17 protein-coding genes are annotated in these 22,154 nt (G+C 65.5%); 13 read left to right on the plus strand and 4 right to left on the minus strand.

Translation table 11 applies throughout. The annotated features are described in order from the left end of the window. Complete coding sequence (locus tag RTQ83_RS13690; protein WP_312515458.1) at positions 1–1,605, plus strand: serine hydrolase; 1,605 nt, start codon at positions 1–3, stop codon at positions 1,603–1,605. A gap of 49 nt (positions 1,606–1,654) precedes the next feature. Here the strand turns inward: RTQ83_RS13690 and RTQ83_RS13695 are convergent, their stop codons facing one another. Both RTQ83_RS13695 and RTQ83_RS13700 read right to left on the minus strand, forming a co-directional pair. Beyond that, positions 1,655–3,253, minus strand: a complete 1,599-nt coding sequence (locus RTQ83_RS13695) for a trypsin-like peptidase domain-containing protein (protein WP_312515461.1) — start codon at positions 3,251–3,253, stop codon at positions 1,655–1,657. Positions 3,254–3,373: 120 nt separating this feature from the next. Further along, a complete protein-coding gene (locus RTQ83_RS13700; protein ID WP_312515463.1) occupies positions 3,374–4,171 on the minus strand; it encodes a methyltransferase in 798 nt (265 codons plus the stop codon). 331 nt (positions 4,172–4,502) lie between these two features. Between RTQ83_RS13700 and RTQ83_RS13705 the strand changes: the two genes are divergently transcribed. The 10 genes from RTQ83_RS13705 to RTQ83_RS13750 all read left to right on the plus strand — a co-directional run bounded on the left by RTQ83_RS13705 (position 4,503) and on the right by RTQ83_RS13750 (position 17,852). Next, entirely contained in the window at positions 4,503–6,137 is a 1,635-nt protein-coding gene (locus tag RTQ83_RS13705; protein ID WP_312515466.1) for a TldD/PmbA family protein, read from the plus strand. A 14-nt stretch (positions 6,138–6,151) separates the two neighbouring features. Beyond that, positions 6,152–7,486 (plus strand): TldD/PmbA family protein, encoded by a 1,335-nt coding sequence (locus tag RTQ83_RS13710; protein ID WP_312515469.1) that lies wholly within the window; start codon positions 6,152–6,154, stop codon positions 7,484–7,486. A gap of 245 nt (positions 7,487–7,731) precedes the next feature. Next, positions 7,732–9,369: a TldD/PmbA family protein gene (locus RTQ83_RS13715; protein WP_312515472.1), complete on the plus strand. Its 1,638-nt coding sequence runs from the start codon at positions 7,732–7,734 to the stop codon at positions 9,367–9,369. An 11-nt stretch (positions 9,370–9,380) separates the two neighbouring features. Then, positions 9,381–10,718, plus strand: coding sequence for a TldD/PmbA family protein (locus RTQ83_RS13720; protein ID WP_312515475.1), 1,338 nt, complete (start codon positions 9,381–9,383; stop codon positions 10,716–10,718). Between the two features lie 22 nt (positions 10,719–10,740). Beyond that, a complete protein-coding gene (locus RTQ83_RS13725; RefSeq protein WP_312515478.1) occupies positions 10,741–11,364 on the plus strand; it encodes a DUF4159 domain-containing protein in 624 nt (207 codons plus the stop codon). Positions 11,365–11,445: 81 nt separating this feature from the next. Beyond that, positions 11,446–12,369: an AAA family ATPase gene (locus RTQ83_RS13730; protein WP_409456113.1), complete on the plus strand. Its 924-nt coding sequence runs from the start codon at positions 11,446–11,448 to the stop codon at positions 12,367–12,369. Between the two features lie 6 nt (positions 12,370–12,375). Next, positions 12,376–13,260 carry a DUF58 domain-containing protein gene (locus tag RTQ83_RS13735; protein ID WP_312515484.1) on the plus strand — a complete coding sequence of 295 codons (885 nt, stop codon included), beginning with the start codon at positions 12,376–12,378 and terminating at the stop codon, positions 13,258–13,260. Between the two features lie 4 nt (positions 13,261–13,264). Continuing rightward, entirely contained in the window at positions 13,265–14,266 is a 1,002-nt protein-coding gene (locus tag RTQ83_RS13740) for a BatA domain-containing protein (protein ID WP_312515487.1), read from the plus strand. Further along, positions 14,263–16,320, plus strand: coding sequence for a DUF4175 family protein (locus RTQ83_RS13745; protein WP_312515490.1), 2,058 nt, complete (start codon positions 14,263–14,265; stop codon positions 16,318–16,320). The genes RTQ83_RS13740 and RTQ83_RS13745 overlap by 4 nt, the downstream gene beginning before the upstream one ends. Beyond that, positions 16,317–17,852: a hypothetical protein gene (locus RTQ83_RS13750; RefSeq protein ID WP_312515495.1), complete on the plus strand. Its 1,536-nt coding sequence runs from the start codon at positions 16,317–16,319 to the stop codon at positions 17,850–17,852. Before RTQ83_RS13745 ends, RTQ83_RS13750 begins: the two co-directional genes overlap by 4 nt. Positions 17,853–17,903: 51 nt before the next feature. On the opposite strand, the gene RTQ83_RS13755 is transcribed toward RTQ83_RS13750, so the two are convergent. Beyond that, the gene (locus tag RTQ83_RS13755) at positions 17,904–20,327 is read right to left on the minus strand and encodes a TonB-dependent receptor (protein ID WP_312515498.1); all 2,424 of its coding nucleotides are present in this window, start codon (positions 20,325–20,327) and stop codon (positions 17,904–17,906) included. Positions 20,328–20,665: 338 nt separating this feature from the next. Here RTQ83_RS13755 and RTQ83_RS13760 point away from each other — a divergent pair, with 338 nt between their 5' ends. Then, positions 20,666–20,863, plus strand: a complete 198-nt coding sequence (locus tag RTQ83_RS13760) for a hypothetical protein (RefSeq protein ID WP_312515501.1) — start codon at positions 20,666–20,668, stop codon at positions 20,861–20,863. A gap of 1 nt (position 20,864) precedes the next feature. Further along, positions 20,865–21,380: a hypothetical protein gene (locus RTQ83_RS13765; protein ID WP_312515504.1), complete on the plus strand. Its 516-nt coding sequence runs from the start codon at positions 20,865–20,867 to the stop codon at positions 21,378–21,380. Here the strand turns inward: RTQ83_RS13765 and RTQ83_RS13770 are convergent. Next, the gene (locus RTQ83_RS13770) at positions 21,340–22,134 is read right to left on the minus strand and encodes a spermidine synthase (protein WP_312515507.1); all 795 of its coding nucleotides are present in this window, start codon (positions 22,132–22,134) and stop codon (positions 21,340–21,342) included. The genes RTQ83_RS13765 and RTQ83_RS13770 overlap by 41 nt on opposite strands. Between the last annotated feature and the right edge of the window lie 20 nt (positions 22,135–22,154).

Genomic DNA, 22,154 nt, shown 5'->3' on the forward strand with positions numbered 1-22,154 from the left:
ATGCAGACATTGAACAAGATCGCCGCCGCGCTGCTGATCGGCTTTTCGTCGATCGGCGCCGCAGTGGCGCAGGACAGCGCCGTAACAGCCACCGCGCCTGCGTATAACCTGGAAGCGGACGTCAACCGCGTCCTGAAGACCTTCGACGTGCCGGGCATCGCGATCGCGGTGGTCAAGGACGGCAAGGTCGTGGTCACGCAGGGCTTCGGCGTACGCAAGCTGGGCGACCCGACGCCGGTCGACGGCAAGACCATCTTCGAGATCGCGTCCAACTCCAAGGCCTTTACCGCCGCCGGCCTGGCGATGCTGGTCGACCAGGGCAAGCTCAATTGGGACGACCCGGTGATCAAGCACCTGCCGGACTTCCGCATGTACGACGCCTACGTGACGGCCGAGATGACGGTGCGCGACCTGCTCACGCACCGTAGCGGTCTGGGTCTGGGCGCCGGTGACCTGATGTGGTGGCCGACCACCACCTTCACCAGCGACGAGATCATCCACAATCTCCGCTACATCAAGCCGGCGACCAGTTTCCGTAGCAGCTACGCCTACGACAACCTGCTGTACATCGTGGCCGGCAAGATCATCGCCCAGAAATCGGGCAAGCCATGGGGCCAGACCATGCGCGAGTGGATCCTGGATCCGGTTGGCATGACGGGCACCACCACCAGCCTCGATGCGCACACGGCCGGCATGAACGTGTCGGCGCCGCACAGCAAGATCAACGGCAAGGCGGCCGTCGTGAAGCCGATGCCGGTGGCGAACGCGGTCGGTGCGGTCGGCATCAACACCAGCGCCGAGGACATCGCGCGCTGGATGAACGTGCTGCTTGACGGTGGCCGCGTGGGCAAGGATGCCAGCGGCAAGGAAGTGCGCCTGTGGTCCGACAAACAGGCGCGCGAGATGTGGACCGCGCAGACGCCGATGGCGATCAACCAGCCGCGTCCTCCGCTGTCCGCCACCAAGCCTAACTTCTACGCCTACGGCCTGGGCTTCCAGCTGCGCGACTACCAGGGCAAGCTGGTGGCGATGCACGGCGGCGCGCTGCAGGGTTTCTACTCGCGCGTGATGCTGGTGCCGGAAGCGAAGCTCGGTATCGCGATCTTCACCAACGCCGAAAGCGGCCCCTCGCTCAACGCGCTGCAATACCGCCTGCTCGACCAGTACCTGGGCGTGGCGCCGACCGACTGGATCGGCCGCATCGCCGATGTCGATCGCGAGATGCAGCAAAAGGAAGCCGCGCGCCTGAAGAAGGAAACCGCAACCCGCGCCAAGGCCTCCAAGCCGTCGCTGGCGCTGGCCGACTACGTGGGCGAGTACGAGGACGCGTGGTACGGCAAGGCGACCGTCAAGCAGGTCGGCAACAAGCTGACCATGTCGTTCTCACGCACGCCGGATCTGACCGGGGAGATGGAGCACTTCCAGCACGATACCTTCATCGTGCGCTGGAAGGAGCGTAATTTCAATGCCGATGCGTATGCGACGTTCTCGCTCGATCACGATGGCTCGATCGAGCGGCTGCGCATGAAGCCGATATCGACCGAGACGGATTTCAGCTACGACTTCCAGGATCTGTTGTTCACGCCGGTAAAGAAGGCGAAGTAATGAAAAATGGCGCAGAAATCTGCGCCATTTTTTTTCGAGGGCGCGACGTTTATTTGCCGCCCCACACCTTCATCATATCGTCCGACCCCTGCATCCTGATCCCGTTATCCGACAGGATCGCCTCAGTCGCGTCCAGCACCGCCTTCCTCGGCAACACCATGGTCTCGCCATAACGCTGATCGAAACGCAGCACCAGCTGCTCGTCCTTCAGATCGCGCAGGGTCTCCACCAGATGCTGCAGGCTGCGCACCGGCTTGCCGTTCACCGACTCCACCACCGACCCGAAGCGGTTGCTGTACCCGCTCACCAGCCGATGCGGGAAGAACGGCGCACTGATCACCACCAGCTCTTCGCGTTCGCTGCTCGGCGAATCGCCGCGCCGCGTCACCAGCGGCGACGCATTGAACGCATACAGGTTCATCCCCTGCACGCTGCCGCTGACGAAGCTGGTGAACTCGGTCGTCGCGCGCGAGAACACCAGCGGCCCATAGATGAAATACGACGGATACGTGCCGTTCAGGTCCGGGATTAGCAGCGGCCGTGCCCCGATTGCCGGCAGCGCAACCTTGATCGGCTTGCCGTCGCGGACCACTGTCAGCGGGATGGTGCCGTTCTTCGCCACCTGCTGGATACGGTACTGGAAGCGCACCCGCAGGTTCGATCCCAATTTGACCATGCCCTGGTTGTCGACCGGGTACTCGCCGATGTGCGTGATCACGTCCCATTCCTTCAGCGGCCACGCCGCGTCCGTGCGGTACGGCTTGTGCACCACCGAGCCCTCCACCGATTTATCCAGCTTGAGGAACTGGCGCAAGGCAGGATTTTCAAGCGTTTGTACGCTGTCGTGCATCAGCGGCTTGCCGTCGTAGCGGCCATCGGCCACGTCGCGCAGGAACAGTTCGATCTCCTCGTTCGGGATCACGTAGCCGATGTTCTGCGCGTTGACCAGGCCCGAGAACGCCAGGCCGATCATGCGCTCGCCCGCCACCACCGGTCCGCCGCTGTTGCCCGGATTGATCGGCGCGTCGATCTGGATGCGCAGGCCCGAGCTGAAGGCGCCGTAGTTGACGAACTCCACGCGCGAGACGATGCCGGTGGTGGTCGAGAGCGAATTGCCGCCGACCGGATAGCCATACGCGAACACCTGCTGGCGCACGTCCGGCAGCACCGCCGCGCGCGGCACCGGCGGGCGCTTGTCGAAGAACGACGCGTCATCCAGTTCCAGCACCGCCAGATCCAGGCCGCGCGCGATGGCGATCACGCGCGCCGGCACCTTGTCGCCCGACTGGCTGGCCTGCACCTCGACCTGGCTAGCGTAGCCGACTACGTGGGCATTGGTCAGGATGCGCTTGCCCTCGATGATGACGCCGGAACCGGTAACGTCGGCCGGCGAGGCCTTGGTCCACGGTTTATAGGGATCGGGGCGACGGATGGTGGCGAAGATTTTCACCACCGAGTTCTCGACCGCGGGCAGGGCAGGGGCCGGGACGGCGGGCCGTGCGGGAGCAGGCGCCACGGCGGGTGCTGGCGCAGGCACGGTGGCCGGCGCAGGCACTCCTTGCGGATAAGCCGTCACGCCATCCTGGGCATGCGCGAAGCTGGAGACAAAGAAAGCCGCAGCGAGGGCGGTGAGGCGGAGCTGGTTCATGTTTTCCTTCGGTTGCTCGATCGGATACTCAACCGGAAGAATATACATGTGCGCCAAAAAAGAAAATGCGCGGATATCCACGCGGGATGGCCGCAGCCGCTCCCGCGTGGCAGTACGACCTTACTGCTTCACGAACTTGAGCGTCATGCGGTCGCTCTCGCCGATCGCCATGTACTTCTCGCGGTCCTTGTCCTTGTTGGCCAGCACCGGCGGCAGCGTCCACACGCCTTTTTCGTGGTCGGCCGTGTCCTTCGGATTGGCGTTGATCTCGGACTTGGCAGCCAGTTTGAAGCCCGCCTGTTCGGCCAGGCGGATCACGTAGGCTTCGTGCATGTAGCCGCTCGACGCCTTCTCATCCTGCTTCATCCTGGCCGGCAGGCGGTGCTCGACCACGCCCAGCACGCCGCCCGGTTTCAGCACCTTGTGCACTTCCTTGAAGGTGGTGAGGATGGCGTTGTCGCCGCCGTTGCCCAGCCAGTTGTGCAGGTTGCGAAAGGTGACCACCATGTCGGCGCTGTTCGGCGCGCCCAGTTCAAAGCGGCTCGGCGGCTCGAACACGGCCGGCGTTACCTTGCCGTACAGCGCGGCGTCGCCGGCCAGACGGTCGCGGAAGGCCTTGCCGCCGCGCGATTCGGCCGATGGCGCGCCGCCAATCAGCTTGCCCTTGTCGCGAAGGTAGGGCGCCAGGATCTCGGTGTACCAGCCGCCGCCCGGTGCCAGTTCGACCACCGTCATGGTCGGCGTGATGCCGAAGAAGGTCAGGGTCTCGTACGGGTGGCGGTAGGTGTCGCGTGCCTTGTTGGCGGCGCTGCGGTGCTCGCCGGCGATGGCGGCTTTCAGGGCGTCGTCGGCGTATGCGGCGCTGGCGCCGGCGGTCAGGCCGGTCGCCAGCATGGCGGCCAGGATCAGTCGTTTCATCGTGTGAAAGTCTCCGTGATAGGGGCGCGCCCGGGCGAAGGCGCCGGCGTCGCCGCGACGATGATCGAACAGGCAAGGCTGCTCGTCAAGCGTTCTCCGAATATCGATCGGCGCTGCGCGGATATGAAAGTGGGCGTGTCATAAAAACCGCATCCACATATTGCGCTGGCATAAAGATTGCCTATCCAAAATCTTTAGTTACTGCTATGTTTGTGAGGTTTGTCATATGCGCTGCACGTGACGAAACCAAAACAGAAAAGCCGTACATACAAGAGCGGCGCCGTGCTGTACGCGGAACCGCTGCCCGGAAGTAGGTTACTCAGGAGATCCTATGGAACGCCGTACCTTTCTCAACTACAGCAGCATGGCGCTCGGCAGCCTGCTCTTGCCGGTAGGCCGCGCGATCGCGGCCGAAGAGCTGCTGACCACCATGCCTGTCGCAGCCAAGAAAGCCCTGGCCGACGTCGCACTGAATGCCGCCACCAAGGCCGGCGCCAGCTACTGCGACGTGCGCATCGGCCGCTACCTCAACCAGTTCATCACCACCCGCGACCTGAACGTCGAAAGCGTCTCGAATACCGAATCGGTCGGCGTCGGCGTGCGCGTGATCTGCAACGGCGCCTACGGCTTCGCCGCGACCTCGGACATGTCGAACGACGGCATCGCCAACGCGGCGCGCCAGGCGGTGGCGATCGCCAAGGCCAACGTGCGCCTGCAGACCGAACCGGTGCAGCTTGCACCAGTCAAGGGCGTGGGCGAGGTATCGTGGCGCACGCCGTACACCAAGGACTGGCGTACGGTGGCCATCAAGGACAAGGCCGACATGCTGCTGGCGGCGAACAAGGCGGGTCTCGACAACGGCGCCAGCTTCATGCAATCGCGCCTGTTCCAGGTGAACCAGCAGAAGTACTTCGCTTCCACCGACGGCTCCTATATCGACCAGGACATTCACCGCCTGTGGGCCCCGTTCTCGGCCACCGCGGTCGACAAGGCCAGCGGCAAGTTCCGCTCGCGCGCGGGCCTGGGCAACCCGGTCGGCAAGGGCTATGAATACTTCGACGCCAGGCCGGAGCACAAGATCAAGGCCGCCGGCGGCGTCGCCACCCTGTACACCGAGAGCTACGACATCGTCGAGGATGCGCGCGCCGCCGGCCGCGACGCGCGCCGCAAGCTGACCGCCAAGTCGGTCCAGCCGGGCAAGTACGACCTGATGCTCTCGCCCGAACACCTGTGGCTGACGATCCACGAGAACGTCGGCCACCCGACCGAACTCGATCGCGTGCTGGGCTACGAGGCCAACTACGCCGGCACCAGCTTCGCCACGCTCGACAAGTGGAAGTCGAAGAACTTCAAGTACGGCGCCCCGATCGTCAACCTGTTCGCCGACAAGACCACCAAGGGTTCGCTCGGCGCCGTGGCCTACGACGACGAAGGCGTGCCGGCCAAGCGCTGGGACATCATCAAGGACGGCATCCTGGTCAACTACCAGGCCACGCGCGACCAGGCCCACATCATCGGCGAGAAAGAGTCGCACGGCTGCTCGTACGCCGACAGCTGGAGCACGGTGCAGTTCCAGCGCATGCCGAACGTGTCGCTGGCGGCGGGCAAGGCCAAGCTGACCCCGGACGAAATGGTCAAGGGCATCAAGAAGGGCATCTACATCGTCGGCGACGGCTCGTTCTCGATCGACCAGCAGCGCTACAACTTCCAGTTCGGCGGCCAGCTGTTCTACGAGATCAAGGACGGCAAGATCGGCGAGATGCTGGAAGACGTGGCCTACCAGGCCAACACCCAGGAATTCTGGAACGCCTGCTCGGCGATCTGCGATGAGCGCGACTGGCGCATGGGCGGCTCGTTCTTCGACGGCAAAGGACAGCCGCCGCAGATCAGCATCGTCTCGCACGGTTCGTCGACCGCGCGCTTCAACGGCATCAATGTGATCAACACCGCTCGCAAGATCGGCTAAGCAGGGACCGCACAATGACCATCCTGACCCAGGACCAAACCAAGAAGATCTGCGACCGCGTGCTGTCGCTGACCAAGGCCGACGAGTGCATCGTCAACATCGAAGGCAACCGCATCGGCAACATCCGCTTCGCGCGCAACGCGGTCTCCACCGCCGGCCTGGCCGACGACACCCGCATCCAGATCCAGGTCGCCTACGGCAACAAGCAGGGCACCACCACCATCAACGAATTCGACGACAAGTCGCTCGAGCGCGCGGTGCGCCGCGCCGAAGACCTGGCGCGCCTGGCGCCGGAAAATCCCGAGTTCATGCCGGCGCTGGGCAAGACTGCGTTCAAGCCGTCCGACACCTATGTGCAGGCCACCGCCGACATCGACCCGGAATACCGCGCGCAAGCCGCCGCCTACGCGATCGAGGCCTGCCGCAAGAAGGGCCTGGTCTCGGCCGGCTTCCTGACCGACCGCACCCTGTTCGAGACGGTCGCCAACTCGAACGGCCTGTTCGGCCACCAGAGCGCGACTTCGCTCGACTTCACGCTGACCATCCGTACCGAAGACGGCCGCGGCTCGGGCTGGGCCAAGCGCTCGGCGCGCGACGTCGCCCGTTTCGATCCGCGCGAAGCGGCCGAAGTGGCGATCGAAAAGGCTATGCGCTCGGTCGAGGCCAAGGCGCTGGAGCCGGGCCGCTACACCGTGATCATGGAGCCGGCGGCGACCTCCGACCTTTTGGTGTTCATGATGAACGGCTTCGACGCGCGCAATACCGACGAGGGCCGCAGCTTCCTGTCCAAGCAAGGCGGCAAGAACCGCCTGGGCGACAAGCTGTTCGACAGCCAAGTGAACATCTGGACCGACCCGTGGGACAAGGAAGTGCCGGTGCTGCCGTGGGACGACAAGATGCTGCCGCGCGAGCGCGTGGCGCTGGTCAAGGACGGCCGCATCAATGCGCTCGACTACTCGCAGTTCTGGGCCAAGAAGAAGGGCCAGCGCGCCATCGGAACCGCCGGCAACATCATCATGGCGGGCACCAACAAGACCACCGAGGAGCTGATCGCCAACACCAAGAAGGGCGTGCTGGTGACCCGCACCTGGTACATCCGCATGGTCGATCCGCAATCGGTGGCGCTGACCGGCCTGACGCGCGACGGCACCTTCTACGTCGAGAACGGCAAAATCAAACACCCGATCAAGAATTTCCGCTTCAACGAGAGCCCGATTTCGATGTTGAACAACATCGAGGAGATCGGCAAGCCGGTCGTGATCGGCGGGGATGAGGCGCGCTATTCGATGCTGATTCCGGCGATGAAGGTGCGGGACTTCAACTTCACGTCGCTGTCGGACGCGGTGTAAGTACCGTCAGTATTGGTGTAAGTACCGGTGTAAATGAGCGCGGCTTTTGCGCTGTCTCTGCTAACCTGCACCCTCTAAACGGCTCGCGCTCTTAAAACCGGTCCGCGCCCTCAAGACCGTCATCCCCGCGCAGGCGGGGACCCAAGTTCGTAGAGCAGTGGCAGCGCATGCAAACTTGGGTCCCCGCCTGCGCGGGGATGACGGGCCTCTGTCCACACAGGGGCACACGCAAACGGATAACACACATGGAACGTCGTAAATTCCTGCAAATCGGCGCCGGCACTGCTGGCGCCATGCTGATCCCCGTCTTCGGCAACGCCATCGCCGCCGACGAGTTGCTCAACCCGATGGCGGTCGCCGCCAAGAAGGCCCTGGCCGACACCGCGATGAACGCGGCCACGCAAGCCGGCGCTTCCTACTGCGACGTGCGCATCGGCCGCTACCTGAACCAGTTCATCATCACGCGCGACCTGAACGTTGAGAGCATCAACAACACCGAATCGTCGGGCGTCGGTGTGCGCGTGATCGCCAGCGGCGCCTACGGCTTCGCTTCGACCAACAGCATGACCGCGGACGGCGTCGCCGCCGCCGCGCGCCAGGCAGTCGCCATCGCCAAGGCCAACGCCAAGCTGCAGACCGAACCGGTGCGCCTGGCGCCGGTGAAGGGCGTCGGTGAAGTGGCCTGGGCCACCCCGTTCAAGAAAGACTGGCGCACGGTCCCTATCAAGGAAAAGGCCGAGATGCTGATCGCCGCCAACAAGGCCGGCATGGATGCGGGCGCGAATTTCATGACTGCATCGCTGTTCCAGATCAACCAGCAAAAATACTTCGCCTCCACCGACGGCTCGTACATCGACCAGGACATCCACCGCCTGTGGGCCCCGATCAACGCCACCGCCATCGACAAGGCCAGCGGCAAGTTCCGCTCGCGTGGCGGCCTCGGTGCGCCGGTGTCGATGGGCTATGAATACTTCGACGCGCGCGCAGAAGACAAGATCCGCGCCGCCGGCGGCGTCACCACGCTGTACACCAGGTCCTACGACATCGTCGAAGACGCACGCCTGGCCGGCAAGCAGGCGCGCGAAAAGCTGACCGCCAAGTCGGTCGAACCGGGCAAGTACGACCTGGTGCTCTCGCCGGATCACCTGTTCCTGACCATCCACGAAAACGTCGGCCACCCGACGGAGCTCGATCGCGTGCTGGGCTACGAGGCCAACTACGCCGGCACCAGCTTCGCAGGCCTGGACAAGTGGCAGACCAAGAAATTCAAGTACGGCGCCGACCGCGTCAACTTCGTCGCCGACCGCACCACCCCGGGTTCGCTCGGCCTGATCGGCTACGACGACGAAGGCGTGGCTGCCAAGAAGTGGGACATCATCCGTAACGGCGTGCTGGTCAACTACCAGGCCACGCGCGACCAGGCCCACATCATCGGCGAGAAGGAATCGCACGGCTGCTCGTACGCCGACAGCTGGAGCACGGTGCAGTTTCAGCGCATGCCGAACGTCTCGCTCGAACCGGGCAAAGGAAGGCTCACACCAGATGAGATGATCAAGGACGTCAAGAAGGGCATCTACATCCTGGGCCGCGGTTCGTACTCGATCGACCAGCAGCGCTACAACTTCCAGTTCGGCGGCACGCTGTTCTACGAGATCAAGAACGGCAAGATCACGGGACCGCTGGAAGACGTGGCCTACCAGTCGAACACCCAGGAATTCTGGAATGCCTGCTCGGCGATCTGCGACGAGCGCGATTGGCGCATGGGCGGCTCGTTCTTCGACGGCAAAGGCCAGCCAAGCCAGGTCAGCGCCGTGTCGCACGGTTCGAGCACCACGCGCTTCAATGGCATCAACGTGATCAACACCGCGCGCAAGATCGGCTGAGGAGACAAGCGATGAAAGCCCTGAACCAGGAACAAGCAAAACGGATCACCGACCGCGTCATCGGCCTGTCCAAAGCCGACGAATGCAGCGTGGTGATCGAAGGCAGCCGCGCCGGCAACGTGCGCTTCGCGCGCAACAGCGTCTCGACTGCCGGTCTCACCGAAAACATGCAGCTGATGGTGCGCGTCGCTTTCGGCAAGCGCACCGGCACCGCCGTCATCAACGAATTCGACGACAAGTCGCTCGAACGCGCGGTTCGCCGCGCCGAGGAACTGGCGCGCCTGGCGCCGGAGAATCCCGAGTTCGTGCCGGCCTTCGGCAAACAGGAATACCGCGCTACCAGCACCTTCGTGAAGAGCACCGCCGACATCGATCCGGAATTCCGCGCGCAGGTGGCGGCGACCAGCATCGAGCTGGCGCGCAAGAACAAGCTGGTCACCGCCGGCTTCTTCACCGATAGCACCCGCTTCTCGACGGTCGCCAACTCGAAGGGCGTGTTCGGTCACCAGGAATTCACCGACCTGTCGTACACCCTGACCGCGCGCACCGAAGACGGCCGCGGTTCGGGCTGGGTCACCCGCTCGGCGGTCGACACCGCGCGCTTCGATGCGCGCGAAGCGACCGAAGTGGCGATCGAAAAGGCGCTGCGCTCGGTCGACGCGCGCGCGCTGGAGCCGGGCCGCTACACGGTGATCCTGGAGCCGGCGGCAACCTCGGAAATCCTCGGCAATATGTTCGCCTCGTTCAGCGCACGCTCGGCCGATGAAGGCCGCAGCTTCCTGGCCAAGCCGGGCGGCGGCAACCGCCTGGGCGACAAGCTATTCGACAGCCAGGTGAATATCTGGGCCGACCCGTGGAATCCGGACGTGCCGGTGTCGCCATGGGACAGCGAAACCATGCTGGCGCGCCGCAAGACGGATCTGATCAAGGATGGCCGCATCGCATCGCTCGAGTACTCGCCGTACTGGGCGCAGAAGACCGGCAAGCAGGCCACTGCAGGCCACGGCAACATGATCATGGCGGGCGGCACCAAGTCGCTCGAAGAGCTGATCGCAGGCACCAAGAAGGGCATCGTGGTCACCCGCACCTGGTACATCCGCATGGTCGATCCGCAGTCGCTCTTGATTACTGGCCTGACCCGCGACGGCACCTTCTACGTCGAGAACGGCAAGATCAAGTACCCGCTCAAGAACTTCCGCTTCAACGAGAGCCCGGTCACGATCCTGAACAACATCGACGAACTGGGTAAACCGCAGGTGATCGGCGGCGACGAAGTGCCGTACCAGATGGTGCTGCCGCCGATGAAGGTGCGCGACTTCAACTTCACCTCGCTGTCGGACGCGGTGTAAGGCAAGTAAATAAAGGGACTGCATGGCCAACTACGATTTCTACTTCACGCGCCTGATGTACGAGTCGGGCGACTGGGACGTGGATATCCGCATGCCCAGCAACGTATTGAACTCCCTGGTGGAGTACACCACGCTGCGGGTCGATACCACGGAACGTATGGTGGCCCTGTCCGACCCGAAGATGCTGCAGGCGCCGTTCTGCTACCTGGCCGGCCACAAGCTGGTGCAGTTCACCCCGGCGGAGCGGCGCAATTTCGAGAAGTACGTGCGCGGCGGCGGCTTCGTGTTCGTGGACGATTGCAACCACGATGTCGACGGCCTGTTCGCCAAGTCGTTCGAGGCCGAGATGATGAAGATCTTCGGCCTGCACGCGCTCAAGAAAATACCGAACAAGCATCCGCTGTATTCGTGCTTCTTCAAGTTCGAGGACGGTCCGCCGACCACCTCGATGGAACTGAACGGCTGGGGCGACGACCTGGTGCACGAATACCTGAAGGCGATCGAGATCGGCGGCCGCATCCGCGTGCTGTACTCGAACAAGGACTATGGCTGCGAATGGGATTACGACTTCCGCAACAAGCGCTTCCTGGCGGTCGACAATACCCGGTTCGCGGTGAACATCATTCAATATGCGTTGGGAGCATAACCAGTGTCAGAAACAGCAATCGCGTGGGATGAACAGGAAATCGCCGCCCTGACGGCAAAGGTAGGCGCGCTGCGCGCCAGCATGGCGCGCGTCATCATCGGCCAGGAAGATGTGGTCGAACTGCTGGTGACCTGCCTGCTGGCGGGCGGCCACGCGCTGGTCGAAGGCGTGCCGGGCCTGGGCAAGACACTCCTGGTGAAGTCGCTGGCGCAGGCTACCGACATGCAGTTCCGCCGCGTGCAGTTCACGCCCGACCTGATGCCGTCGGATATTGTCGGCACCGAGATCCTGGAAGAAGACCAGTCCACGCACCAGCGCGTGTTCCGCTTCCAGCAAGGCCCCGTGTTCACGCAAGTGCTGCTGGCCGACGAGATCAACCGCGCCCCGCCAAAGACTCAGTCGGCGCTGCTGGAAGCGATGCAGGAACGCTCGGTCACCTTCGCCGGCCACACGCATAAGCTGCCACGCCCGTTCTTCGTGCTGGCCACCCAGAACCCGATCGAGCAGGCCGGCACTTATCCGCTGCCGGAAGCGCAGCTCGACCGCTTCCTGCTGCGCATCGACGTGGTGTATCCGACCGAGGATGAAGAAGTGCTGATGGTCTCGCGTACCACGCACGCCGGCCTGCAGGATGCCGAGCCGGCGATGGACGTCGAGACCCTGCTGCGCCTGCAGCAGCTGGTGCGCGACATCGAGATCGGCGACCACTTGGTGCGCTACGCAACCCGTCTGGTGCGCGCTACCCGCCCGTCCGAGACCACGGTGGACGCGGTGAAGAAACATATCGGCTGGGGCGCCGGCCCGCGTGCCGGCCAGGCGCTGGTGCTGGCATCCAAGGCGCGCGCGTTGATGCAGGGCCGCCTGGCGGTGACCCGCGACGACATCCAGGCCATGCTGATGCCGGTGCTGGCCCACCGCGTGCTACGCAACTTCGAAGCCGAAGCGGACGGCATCGCGATCGCCGACGTGCTGCAATCGCTGCGCAACGAGATCAAGGTTCCTTAATTGGCGATGTCTGCAAGTTCGGCGCTGATCGCGCACACGACCAAGCTCGATCTGGTGATCCGCCATGTACTGGCCGGGCTGGGCCACGGCATCCACGCTGGCCGCGAACGCGGTGCGGGCGTCGAGTTCTCCGAGTACCGCGCCTACGCGCCGGGCGACGAGTGGCGCCGGGTCGACTGGAAGCTGGCCGCGCGCGCCGACCGCTATTTCGTGCGCGAAGCGGAGCGCGACAGCCACGTCGCGGTGTGGCTGATCCTGGACGCCAGCGCTTCGATGGCGGAACCGAGCCGCAGCATCGACGGTCTCGACAAGCTGTCGTACGCACGCACCCAGCTCGGTTGCGTGGCCGCGATCGCGCAGCGCCAGGGCGACGCCTTCGGCCTGGTGATCCTGAACGACGGCAAGGTCTCGTTCACGCCGGCGTCGCGCGGGCCGCGCCAGCTGCAGCGCGTGCTGGCGCAGCTGGGCCGGGCCGAGGCGCGTGGCGCATTGCCGAGTGCCGAGGCGCTCAAGGCCAGCCTGCATTTCGCCGTCTCGCCGAGCGCGGTCTACGCCGCCAGCGATCTGCTGGACTGGCCATCGCCGCTGTCGCAAGCCCTGATGCGCCTGCGCCAGATGCGCCACGACGTGCGCGTGCTGGGCCTGCAGACCCAGGCCGAGATCGACGCCAGCTTCCCCGACACGCAAGCCTACCGCGACCCGGAACAGGACGAGGGCGTGTTCCGCTTCGGCTCCGACCTGCGCGACGGCTACCGCCGCAACCGCGAGGCGCACTTCGACACGGTAACGGCGCAGTCGCGTCAGAACGACCTGCCGGTTACCTTCGCCGCGATAGAGCAGGCGCCGGGCGACGTGCTGCGGCGCTGGCTGCGCCGGCCGGGCGGGAGGTAGCGCCATGAACAATCTCTGGTGGTTCGCCCTGCCCATCATTGTGCTGCCGATCTGGTGGCACCGCCGCAAGCGCATCGAGAACAAGGCCGCCCTGATGGCGACCGCGCGCTTCCTGCCGCGTACCGAACCACGTCAGACCCGCGTCTGGCGCTGGAGCGATCCATTATTGCTGCTGGTGCGTTGCCTGCTGCTGGCCTGCTTGACCGCGTGGCTGGCCGACCCGGTCTATCCATGGCGCGGCGATACCGTCGTCGTCGCGCAAGGAACCGACGCCGCATGGGCCGAACGCCAGGCAACCGACGCCGGACTGGCGCAGGCCGAGCGCGTCACGCTGCCCGCTGCGCAAGCGCTGGCCTGGGTCCATGAGCACGAGCGCGAATGGGAGTCTGGTGCGCGCCTGCTGGTCTTGGGCGATGTGCCGATGCCGGCCACCAAGCCATCGTTCGGCCGCAAGGTCGAACTGCGCACTCAGCCGGCCAAGGCCGCGAAGGTCGAACATCACGTCTACATCGCCAGCGAACGCGCGCCCGAGTGGCGCCGCATGTTCGCCGCGCTCGACGGCCCGGAAAAGATCGTCATCGACGAGACGCCCGGCGCCGCGACGCAGCTGATCGTCTGGGACCGCGCCGGCGCGCCGCCCGCCAGTCTGAAAGCGTCGCTGTGGCTGGTGACCGACCGCGCCGCATTCCCCGAACTGGCGAAAGCGCCCGAACTCAACGGCCTGCACTATGCCGACAGCCCGCGCGGCCGCCTGTGGCACCACGCCGCCTGGCCGCCGCACGACGCCGACAGCGCGCGCCGCCTGCTCGACGACTGGCAGCAGCTGCACGTCGGCCCGCGCCCGTACACGATGCAGTCGCAGGTGTTCGCCGCGTCGAAGGACGCCGGCGCACCGCCGCCGGGCGGCGCCCTGCGCGACACGCTGCTGGCCGTGCTGGCGGCATTGTTCGTCCTCGAGAGGATCCTGACCCATAGTCTGACGAAAATCCGGAGGGCCGCCCCATGAGCGTTGAAATCACCAAGCGCGTCTGGCGCGCGGCCCAGCTGCGCCGCCTGCCGCTGTGGATCGGCGGCGCGCTGCCATGGCTGGCGATTCCGTCGGGACCGGGCCTGCTGGCCTGGGCCGGCTGGTGCGCGCTCGACTGGGTCAAGCTGCGCCGCCGCGTCACCTTCGAATGGACCGCATGGCTCGATGGTGCCGTGCCCGAGATGGAAGACAGCGCTGCGCTGCTGGAAAGCGCCGACACGCCGATCGCACGCCTGCAGCAAAAGCGCCTGTTCGAGCGCCTCGACGCCGCCATCTCGCCGGCGCAGCTGCGCCGCATCGTCAAGCAGTACGTTTCGGCCGGCTATCCGATCATCCTGATCAGCGCCGCGCTGGCTGCGATGGTGTGGTTCGCCACCAACCGCGAACAGACCGTCAACGTGGCCACGCCCGCCGGTCCGATCGCCACCGCCAACGCGGCGGCAGCACCGCCCCAGCTCACGCTGCGCATCGCGCCGCCGGCCTACACCGGCGTGGCGGCATCCGAATCGGCGCCGGGCGACCTGCAGGTGCCCGAGCAGACTGTGGTCAGCTGGTGCCTGAAGGGCAACGTCACCGGCAATGAAAAGATCGAGCTGGCCAATGGCCAGGTGCTCTCGCCGGGCCAGGAATGCGCACGCTGGACCGCGCTTGAGTCGGTGTTGTGGCGCTGGCGCGGCGAGCGCCACACGCTGCGCGTGATTCCCGACGCGCCGCCCGAGATCGAGATCACCGCACCGACCCAGATGGTGCAGGACCTGCGCGAAGGCGCGACTGGTACCGCGATGGCGATCCGCATTAGCGACGACTATGCGGTGCAGCGCGCCACGCTGCACCTGACGCTGGCGCGCGGCAGCGGCGAGAACGTCAAGTTCACTGACCGCGAGATGCCGCTGCCGGCGTCGACCAATCCGAAGCAGCGCGACTGGTCGAAGAACTGGTCGCTGGCCGAACTGGGGATGGAGCCGGGCGATGAACTCTACTTCTTCGTGCGCGCCGCCGACAACGCTACCCGCCCGCACAACGTGCAGTCGCCGACCTACGTCATCCGCCTGCCGGCGCCTGAAACCGAAGCCGAGGAAGACAGCGCGGCCATGCCTTCCCTGGTCAAGCCGCAAAGCCTGCGCAGCCAGCGCCAGATCATCATCGACACCGAACAGCTGATCGCCGACATGCGCGGCAAGATCGGCAAGGACGAAGTGCGCGACCGCGCCGAGCGCATCGCCGGCGACCAGGGCGCGCTGCGCCGCCGCTACGGCCAGTTCCTGGGCGAGGAATCGACCCTGTTCAACGACGAAGCGCAGGGCAGTGAAAAGACCAGCGAAAAGCACGAAGAACACGACGAACACGATGGCCAGGACCACAGCGGCCACGATCATGGTGAACCGAACAAGCGCACAGGCGGCATCCGCAACGAGACGGAACACATCCTGAACACCTACGGCCACGCCCACGACGAATCCGAGAACGCGACCATGTACGACGAGGGCACCAAGAAGGTGCTGCGGCGTGCACTGGTGGCGATGTGGGATGCCGAGAAAGCGCTGCGCGCGCTCGAGCCGAAGATGGCGCTGTCACCTGAGCACAAGGCGCTGGACGCGATCAAGGAATTGCAGCAGGCCGAGCGCATCTACCTGCACAAGACCGCCTTCACGCCGCCGCCGATTACCGAAGAAAAACGCATGACGGGCAGCATGGACGGCACCGCGAGCTACCGCCGCGAACAGTCCGGCCAGGACGCGCCGCTGCCGGAAGACCTGCGTACGCTGGTGCGGATGCTGTCTGGCGACGGCCCGCTGCCGGCGCTGTGGACCCGCACCGCCAACGACTGGGTGCGCACCCGCATCAAGGACGACGAGGGCCGCCTGGCGGCGCAGCGTTCGATCCAGGACGTGCTCGATGGCTGCATCGCCTGCCGTCCGGCGCTGCGCGCCTGGCTGCGTAGCGGCGCCGGCGAAGGGCAGGTGCTGCTGCAGGCAAAGCCGACGGTCGAGACGCCGTTCGTGCGTAGCTGGCGCGAAGGAAGTAAGCAATGAACACGACTCTGATTCTTGCTGTCGTCGCCATTGCCGGCGTGGCCAGCGCCGGCCTGTATCTGTATCGGCGCAAGTGGCTCGACGCACTGCTGGTGGCGGTGGCCGCCACCGCACTGGGCCTGCTCGCGGCCGATCTGCGCATGCCGGGCGAGGGCGGGCGCACGTTCACCATCGACGCCTCCACCGCGCCGGTCTCGCTCGACGGCGTGCACGGCTTGACGGTGCTGGGCGAAGGCCTGCGCGCTGCGCAATGGAACGATCTGCCTGCGCTGCCGCTGGACTGGAAAACACCGCGTGGTCTAGCGATCCGGCTCGACTTCCCGAGCCAGGTGGCGCTCGGCCGCGTGTTCCGGCTGAAGGTCGCGCGCGAAGAGAAGGGCGCGGCGCAGCTGGAACTGCTGGCCGAGAACGGCGAGCTGCTGGCCCAGGTGCGCAATGCCGGCGACCTGACCGTGGAATGGACGCCGCCGGTGGCCGAGCCGGTGGTGCTCAAGGCGCGCCTGCGCAACGCTTCGGGCGCGGTGCTGGCCGAAGGCCCGGTGCCGTTCATCGTGCACGAGCCGGCGCCGCTGCAGGTGGTCGGACGCTTCGGCGCGCCATCGTTCGATCTGCGCGTGCTGAACGACCTCCTGACCGGCAGCGGCGCGCTGCTCGACTGGCAGGTGCAACTGAGCCGTGCATTGACGCGCACCCAGACCCCACGCGAAGAAATGAAGGCCCCGAACCTGATGGTGATCGACGCCGCCTGGTTCGAGCGCATGGGTGCCGGCGAGCGCAGCGCCTTACTCGAACGCGTTGCCGGTGGCATGCCGCTGCTGGTGCTGGGCGCCAACGCCAACGACGCCGGCCTGTGGTCGCGCACGGTGCAACTGCCGCTGCGCGCGCAGCCGGCCGGCAGCAAAATCGACGCGCCGTTTGAGATGCCCCTGACGACGCTGGCGCCGGCCGCGCGCGATGCCGGTGCGTGGCAAGGGTCGGACAACATGGTCTGGACGCGCGACTGGAAACAGGGCCGTATTGCCTGGCTGGCGGTGGCCGAATGGCACCGCCACGCCATCGCCGAACCGCGCGCGCTGGCGCTATGGTGGCAGGGCGTGATCGACCGCGTCGGCATCGAGCGGCGCCAGGAGTCCGGGTGGGTGGCGCCGGACGAGATGGCGCTGGTGGGCCAGCGCATGGAAGTGTGCGCGCGCGGCGTGCGCGGCGAGGTGACGCTGCCGGACCTGAAGCAGACGTTAGCCTGGCAGCGCCGCGCCGACCGCGCCGACGTGTCGTGCGTGGCCGTGTGGCCGCAGAAGACCGGCTGGCTGCGGGTCGACGACAATAAGGCCGGCGCGCACGGCTTCTACGTGTATGCACAGGAAGACTGGCGCTCGTGGCAGGATGCGCAGCGGCGCGATGCCACCGCGCGCTATGCGGCGCGCACGCTGGAGCGTCCGGCCGACGGCCCGACGCGGCCGATTCCCGTGCTGCCGTTTGCACTCGCTTTCGTGGTGGCGATCCTGCTGCTGTGGTGGCGCGAGCGGCGTTGAGGCACGCACGATGGACAGTTGTGCCGTCCGTCGTGCGACCGGTTTACACGCTCAGAACGTGTAGTCCGCCTTCACATACATCGACCGCCCATTCATCCCGAACGGGCAGGTCTCCCAGCAATACGTGAACCCCATCTGCGGGAACGGCGCCGCCCGTTCGGCGTCCCATCGCGTCGGGTAGGTGTCGAACAGGTTGTTCACCCCGGCCGACAGGCTCAGACGCTTGTCGAAGGCGTAGCGCCCGGTCAGGTCGACGATCCACTTGGCCTTCCAGGTCTGCACGAACGGCGCCGTGAAGCCTTGGCCCTGCACTTCGCCGAAGTAGTTGGCGCGCACGGTGCCATTCCACGGGCCGGTGGTGTAGTCGGCCGCCACCACGTGGTGCTTGCGCGGCTGGCCGCGCTCGATCAGCGTCACCTGCGCATCGTCGAACAGCTGTTCGCCGGTGAGCACCGGCGACTGCGAATGGCGGTCGCGCACCTCGGTCTTGTTGAAGCCCAGCTGGCCGGACAGCACCAGCGTCGAGCCTTGGGCCCGGATGGTTTGCTGTGCCACGATGTCGAGACCCGTGGTGGTGGTGTCGATGGCGTTGGTGAAGAACTGCGCCTGACCCACGCGTAGCGGATCGAGGATGGCGCGGATCGGGCACGAGGCCGGGGTCGGGCAGGGGCCGGATTCGGGCGCGATGTTACTCGAGAAGACGATGCGGTCGTCGATCCGGGTGCGGTACAGGTCGGCCGTCAGCGACAGGCCCTGGCTCGGGCGCAGGATCATGCCGATGCTGGCGCTCTTCGAGGTTTCTTCCTGCAGCGGGGCGATGCCGAAGGCGCGCGTGACGGCGCTGTCTTCGCGCGCGGTCAGGGTTTCGGTCAGCACGCCGGCTGCGTTCAGGTTGGTCGAGACCGAGCTGTAGAACTTCTGCTGCACGCCCGGTGCGCGGAATCCCGTCGAGGCGCTGCCGCGCAGGCCAAGGGTCTGGCTCGGGTCGTAGCGCACGGTCAGCTTGCCGATGGTGGTGTTGCCGAAGTCCGAGTAGCGTTCATGGCGCACCGCCGCGCCGGCGGTGACGGTGGTGCCGAACTTGCGTTCCAGGTCGAGGTAGTAGGCCGTGTTGTGGCGTCCTTCGTCGACCGCGGTGCCGGGCGTGTAGCCGGGGAAGCCCTGGATGCCGGAGGCGGCGATGCCGCCGTTCTGGTCGCGGATGATGATCGCCGGGTTGTTGGTGGTGCCGTACTGGTACGAGACCGGGTCGCCCGCTTCGATCTCGTAGTTATCGCGCCGCCATTCGAAGCCGGTGGCGACGAACAGTTCGCCGCCGAACACGTTCACCGGTCCCTTGAAGTCGAGATTGAAGGTGGTCTGGTCGAACTTGAGCGTGCCGGTGTCGGCTTCGCGCGGCGAGTCGCCGGTCTCGTACCAGTAGCTGACGTTGATCGAGTTCCGTTCGTGGAACTTGAGCTGGCTGCGGCCGTGGTTGATGCTGGCGTCGACGTTCCAGCCATTGGCCAGGTCGTGGCGGTAGCCGACCGCCAGCGAGGCATCCTGCACGGTGGTGACGATGTTCGGCAGGAAGCCGTTCGGGTATACCTCCGGCACGTTGCGCGAGTCTTCGGCCGGGCGATAGAAGCCGCCCGAATCGCCCTTGCGCTTGGACGCGCCGCCGAACACGTAGAACTCGCCGCCGGCGGTCGGCAGGGCGGAGTTGGCCCACAGGTAGTAATCCTTGGCGTTGCTGTCGCCCAGGCGCTGGGTGACGCGCGGCGGATTCACGCGCAGGGTATCGAGACCGGCGCGGTTGGTTTCGTCTCGCTTGCGTGCTTCGACCGACAGGTTCAGGTAGCCGCCGGCGTCGCCCAGCGCGAAGCCCTGGTGCGCGCTGGCCGAATAGGTGTCGCCGTCGCCTTCCTTGGTGGTACCGGCGCTGGCGCTGACGATGCCGTTGCCGGCGCCTTTTTTCAGGATGATGTTGATCACGCCGGCGATCGCGTCCGAGCCGTATTGGGCGGCGGCGCCGTCGCGCAGCACCTCGATCGACTGGATCGCCGACAGTGGAATGGCATTGATGTCGGTGCCGGCCGAGCCGCGCCCGATGGTCTGCTGCACGTTGACCAGCGCCTGCTGGTGGCGGCGCTTGCCGTTGATGAGCACCAGCAGCTGGTCCGGCCCCAGGCCGCGCAGCGTCGCCGGGCGGATGATGTCGGTGCCGTCGCTGACGAAGGTGGTGGTGAAGTTAAACGAGGGGTCGAGGTCTTGCAGCACCTTGCCCAGTTCGAGCGTGCCGGCCGACTGGATATCCTTAGCATTGATCAGGCCCACCGGCACCGCAGTATCGAGCGCGGTCTTGGCCTGGGTGCGCGAGCCGAGTACCACGACCTGCGACAGGTTGGGATCGGCCTGCTGGGCCGCGGCCGGGCCGGCGATGGCCAGTATCGCGGCGGCCAGCAGGGTGCGTTGTGGCAATAGTTGCTTCCTCATCCTCGCTCCTTCAATGGTGATGTTGTTATATGTCCAAGTACGGACGCCATTCGATAGTAGCGAGCTGTTGTGGAGAAGAAACCGTCAACCGGTGATTTGGTAAAGACGAGTGTGTCTTTTTTGAGGATGCGTCGTGCAAAAGCCACGTTCTCGCATCTTCTGTAATCGCTTCATGTTTAGTGGGTAGTGCCTTGAGAACAAAGAAATTTTTATAAAGAAATGTTGCCTTTGTATGTTACCGATTTTGTTACGTTCTCTAACAAGATTCTGGGGGGCGCACGGCATAGTCGAGATAGGATGTTTTTGCGCCCCGCATTTTTTGTAGGCAGCCACACACCATGATCCAGCGACGAACCGACGAGCAATCCGCGCTCGCCACCGAATATGCGTTGTTCCTGGCCGAGACGCGGGGCGTCAAGGCCGGGCTGGTGTACCTCGAGAGCTGCAACGTCTCCAGCGAGATCCTGCTGCGTGCCATGCAGGACCCCGCAGCCCGGCGCAGCCGGGAACGGCGTCAATGGAAACGGAACGACTAGCATGAACATCACCCAGCTTTGCAAGCGCTACGGCCTTGAACATTACGGCAGCCTGGAACACGTATGGGATGCGCACAGCGCCGACGGCATCGTGCTGATGCAGCTGTGGCACGCGCCGAACCAGAAACTGCACGACCATCCGGTGGCCGGCGCGCAGCTGCGCGTGTGCTGCTTCGAAGCGGCCGGCGCTACCGATAACCAGGCGGACATGCAGGAAGTGCGCACCCGCAGCATCGAGGCGGTGGAGGGCGGCGCGCGCGGGTTTGCCGCGATGTCGATCCCGCCCGGCGAATCGCGCGGTGTCGGGGCCTGGGCCAAGTACACCAACCTGGAACGGGTGTTCCCGGTGCTGGCGCTGGAGCGCGAGCCGTGCGGCTCGGTGTTCGCGCTGCTCGGAGCGCCGGTGCCGGCGTCCGAGCTGGGGCAAGAGCACGACAATCAGCGTGGCCGCGCGCCGTCCGCCGTGCGCCATCCAATCAGGACTGGTGGTCGCGCATCCACTCCTTCAAGCCATTGACCCAGTTCTTGGCCGGCAGGTTCAGGCGCCGTTTGATCTCGCCGGCGCGTTCGTACAGCACCGAGAAGTCGATCTCGGGCGCGTCTTTAAAGGCCAGCACCACGATGTTCGCGTCGTGTACCTCGGGCAGCCACACCACCGCGTCGAATACCTGTTCCATGGTGAGCAGGTTCTTGTCGTAGTTGCTGAAGTCGCCGAACACATTGGTAGTCATGATCCCGCCCGGGGCCAGGCAGTCGTAACAGCCCTGGTAGAACTCGGGAGAGTCGAGCACCGGGCCGCGCGCTTCCTCGTCATACAGGTCGACCTGCAGCACGTCCACCTTGCCGTGGTTGCGTGGGTCGAGCACGAAGTCGAGCGCATTCATTTCGTGTACGGTAAGGCGCGCGTCGTTCTCGGGCAGCCCGAACAGGGCGCGGCAGATCGCGATCACATTGGGATTGAGTTCGACCGCCGTCACGCGCGCGTCGGGGAAGCGCTGGTAGCTGAACTTGGTCAGCGCCGCGCTGCCCAGGCCGAGCTGCACGATGTGGCGCGGTGTATGTTGGAGATGCGGCTGGAACAGCGTCCACATCATCATCATCTGCACGTATTCGAGCTCGATGGTGTCGGGCTTGGCGATGCGCATCGCGCCCTGCACCCAGGAGGTGCCGAGGTGCAGGAAGCGGACGCCTTCGAATTCGTCGATGGTGGCGGGTGGGTGGCCGGGGGCGGCGAAGCGCGGGTCGATGGTGCGGGGGGACTTGGAAGACATGGCTGGATGGGCGTGGAACC

Origin of the sequence: Massilia sp., from assembly GCF_031995545.1 — a bacterium.
Classification (GTDB): domain Bacteria; phylum Pseudomonadota; class Gammaproteobacteria; order Burkholderiales; family Burkholderiaceae_D; genus Telluria.